This is a genomic window from Mesotoga infera (assembly GCA_011045915.1).
Taxonomy (GTDB): domain Bacteria; phylum Thermotogota; class Thermotogae; order Petrotogales; family Kosmotogaceae; genus Mesotoga; species Mesotoga infera_D.
The window spans coordinates 1-3,363 of record DSBT01000273.1 but is presented as its reverse complement, the minus strand read 5'-3'; the positions used below and the strand labels follow the sequence as shown (position 1 = coordinate 3,363).

The 3,363-nt window shown below is 46.4% G+C and carries 4 protein-coding genes; all 4 read left to right on the top strand.

Features of this window, described 5'->3' with window-relative positions:
• Positions 1–855 (top strand): pyridoxal-phosphate dependent enzyme (locus tag ENN47_09140; GenBank protein HDP78328.1); only part of this gene is annotated, 855 nt, incomplete at its 5' end.
• A 171-nt stretch (positions 856–1,026) separates the two neighbouring features.
• On the top strand, positions 1,027–2,334 hold the full coding sequence (locus tag ENN47_09135; protein HDP78327.1) for an ABC transporter substrate-binding protein: 1,308 nt from the start codon (positions 1,027–1,029) through the stop codon (positions 2,332–2,334).
• Between the two features lie 67 nt (positions 2,335–2,401).
• The gene (locus tag ENN47_09130) at positions 2,402–3,268 is read left to right on the top strand and encodes a sugar ABC transporter permease (protein ID HDP78326.1); all 867 of its coding nucleotides are present in this window, start codon (positions 2,402–2,404) and stop codon (positions 3,266–3,268) included.
• A gap of 9 nt (positions 3,269–3,277) precedes the next feature.
• On the top strand, positions 3,278–3,363 hold an 86-nt coding region (locus ENN47_09125; protein HDP78325.1), incomplete at its 3' end, for a carbohydrate ABC transporter permease.

Here is a 3,363-nt window from a genome sequence, read left to right as displayed (position 1 = left end):
GATCCAGAAAAAGTGCGTGTTCTCAATCAGTTTGACGAGCTAGGAAATTACAGATTTCATTATTATGTGACAGGAAACACGATTCTGGAGATGATGGACGAACTCAGGCTCGGTAACGGCAGGGTCTCCGCTGTCGTTGCAACGGTCGGCTCGGCAGGAACTATCGCTTGCGGCGACAGGCTGAAGGAAGCATATCCTGAAGTGAAGATTGTGGCAGGAGAACCTGTGCAGTGTCCGACTCTTTCGCTCAATGGCTATGGTGGACACGACATTCAGGGAATCGGAGACAAACATGTGACCTGGATTCACAATGTGATGAACAACGATGCCGTTGTTGCGCTTGACGACATAGAATGCAAGAAACTACTACAGGTGATGACCAACGACGAGGGCAAGAGATTCTTAAAGGAGTTTCTTAAGGAAGAAGACGTGGAGACAATGGCAGATATATTCGGTATTTCGGGAGTTGCTAATGTCGTCGGGGCGATAAAGATGGCTAAGCACTACAAAATGACCGGCAAGGACAACATCGTGACCATTGCAACAGACAACATGGATCGTTATCACTCTGTGATGGCAAATATGACAAAGACTTACGGTAACCTCACAAGAGATGAAGCAAAGCACAGATTCGAATCGTTTGCTCTTGGAGCAAAGACGGACTGGATATTCGAAGGGACCATGGATAACCGAATGAGATGGCACAATTTGAAGTACTATACCTGGGTTGAACAACAGGGGAGAACTGTTGAAGAACTCAACAGCACGATGTCTCAGGATTTCTGGAAGGCTGAAAGCGAAAAGGTCGGTGAGATCGACAGGCTACTCCTAGACTACCGCGAAAAAACCAGATAGTCTAGAAGCGTAATTCTATGTTTTGTTTTTTGTAAGCTTTGTAGTACAATGAAAACATGGTGGTACTGACAAAGAGAAAACCGCCTGACCTTTTTGGAGGCGGTTTTCTCTTTGTCTGTCTGAGCAGTTGCTTTGGCTTAAGATCCTATCCCAATCATGGAGGTGGTTCTTTTGAGAAAGCTTCTTCTTCTTTCGATCGTGTTGATCTTCTCACTCGTACTGTCCGCAACAACAATCCAGTTCTGGCATGCTATGGGTGGCTGGAGAATTGATTTTCTGCAGTCTCAGGCAGACGCATTTATGGAATTACACCCTGACATCAAGGTTGAAGTGCAGTACACTGGAAGCTACAGAGACACTCTAAACAAGATGATCGCCGGGGTTCAGGCGGGAACTGCGCCGCATGTGGTGCAGGTGTTCGAGATAGGCACGCAGATGATGATCGACGGCGAGGTGGCGGTTCCCATCGAAGACCTAATGGAAGCAGATCCAAGTTTCGACATAGGAAAGTTCATGCCTCAGGTACTGAACTATTACAGGGTGAACGGTAAGCTTTATTCCATGCCTTTCAACTCGTCCAACGCGATCGTCTTCTACAACAAGACGATGTTTGAAAAAGCCGGTCTCGATCCAAACAGCCCTCCAACGACCTTCAGTGAATTCATAGAGGCCTGCAGAAAACTCACCATCAAGGATGAGTCTGGAAATATCGTTCAGGCGGGCTTCACACTTCCACTTCACTCTTGGTTTGTTGAACAGCTCATGGCTGCTCAAGATGCGCCATTTATAGATCAGAACAACGGTAGAACCGGCAGGCCCACGAAAGCTGTTTTCAACACGCCTGAAGGTCTCGCAATATTCGAATGGTGGAACACTATGGCGCAGGAAAAGACCATGATAAACACAAAAGTTGAGGATTGGACAGGTGCAAGGAATCTCTTCATCTCGCAGAAGGTTGGAATGATTATGACGTCTACTTCGGATGTTGCTCTTATGATGGAATCAGCCGCAGAAAACAATTTTGAGCTGGGAACAGTCTTTCTCCCAAGGCCGGAGGGAGCCAGAGCCGGAGGTACTGTAATAGGCGGCGGAAGCCTCTGGATCATTGGCGGGCATCCGGAAGATGAGACGAAGGCTGCCTGGGAGTTTGTCAAATTCATGGCTGGTCCTGAGCAGCAGATTGAATGGCATGAAGCTACTGGCTACTTCCCGGTTAGAAAGGATTCTGTTGAGAAACTTGTTGCGAGCGGTTATTACAGAGAGTATCCAGATCATTTGACAGCCTTGATGCAACTTCTTCTTTCCGTCCAGAACTACAACACAAATGGAGCGATCACCGGAGCATTCCCCGAAATAAGGACCGTTGTCGAAACGGCAATCGAAAGGATGATTTCAGGAGAGATGACTCCCGCCGAAGCATTGAAGTATGCGGAAGATGGATCTACTCAGGCTATCAAAGACTACAACGCTGCAAACTAAGCTTTTTTTGGTGGAGCGGGTTGCTTTAAACCCGCTCCTTTCAATTATCCGTTTGCGGAGGTGCTGAATGCGGAAGTGGATGCCGTACCTTCTTCTCGTCCCGACGTTCCTGGTGATTGTCTTGTTTATTTACTACCCTGCATACGACTCCTTCAGAATGAGTCTATTAAGGGTATCCACTTTTGGCAACAAGACGACTTATGTTGGTTTTCAGAACTTCGTCAATCTCTTCAATAATCAGCAGTATATTGATGCCGTCAAATTCACGGGGTTATACGTTGGACTCTCGGTTACTCTTTCGGTCTTTCTGGGTTTTGTAATCGCCATGCTTCTTACCAAGAATGTTCCTGGAACAAAGCTTTACAGAACCTTTCTTTTCGCGCCGTACGCGATTTCTCCGGCAATTGCCGGTACGTTGTGGACGTTCCTGCTGAATCCCGTTGTGGGACATGTCAACTATGTGTTTATGAAGCTGTTTGGAATTCAGGTCGAGTGGCTTACCTCAAAGCCCTACGCCCTTTACGCCCTGATCTTTGCAACAGTCTGGAAGATACTCCCGTTCAACATGATTTTCTATATCGCAAGCATTCAGAATGTTTCCACCGATCTTCTCGAAGCGGCTACACTTGATGGAGCGGGAGTAATGAAAAAAACGTGGAGAATCATATTTCCATTGGTTTCTCCAATTACCTTCTACTTGGTAATCATGAATATTGTGAGCACAATGTTTTCTTCATTCGCAATTGTGGACGTCATGACCAAAGGAGGCCCGGCCGGATATACTACGAACATGATATACAGACTTTATCTGGACGCTTTCACTTTTCAGAAGAAGGGGCCTGCCTCGGCTCAGAGCGTAATAATGTTCATGATTATGGTAGTTGTTACTATCATCTACTTTGCCGTTGCAGAAAGGCGAGTTCACTACCAATGAGGTGCGGCTATGAAGAAGTCTACTAGGAAACTACTGAATACAGTGATTATTGAAGTCGTGCTGATTTCGGTCTCTTTCATTTTCATCATGCCGGT

Coding starts and splice junctions, on each gene's coding strand:
- ENN47_09130 (HDP78326.1), top strand. CDS start 2,402: ATGCGGAAGTGGATGCCGTACCTTCTTCTCGTCCCGACGTTCCTGGTG.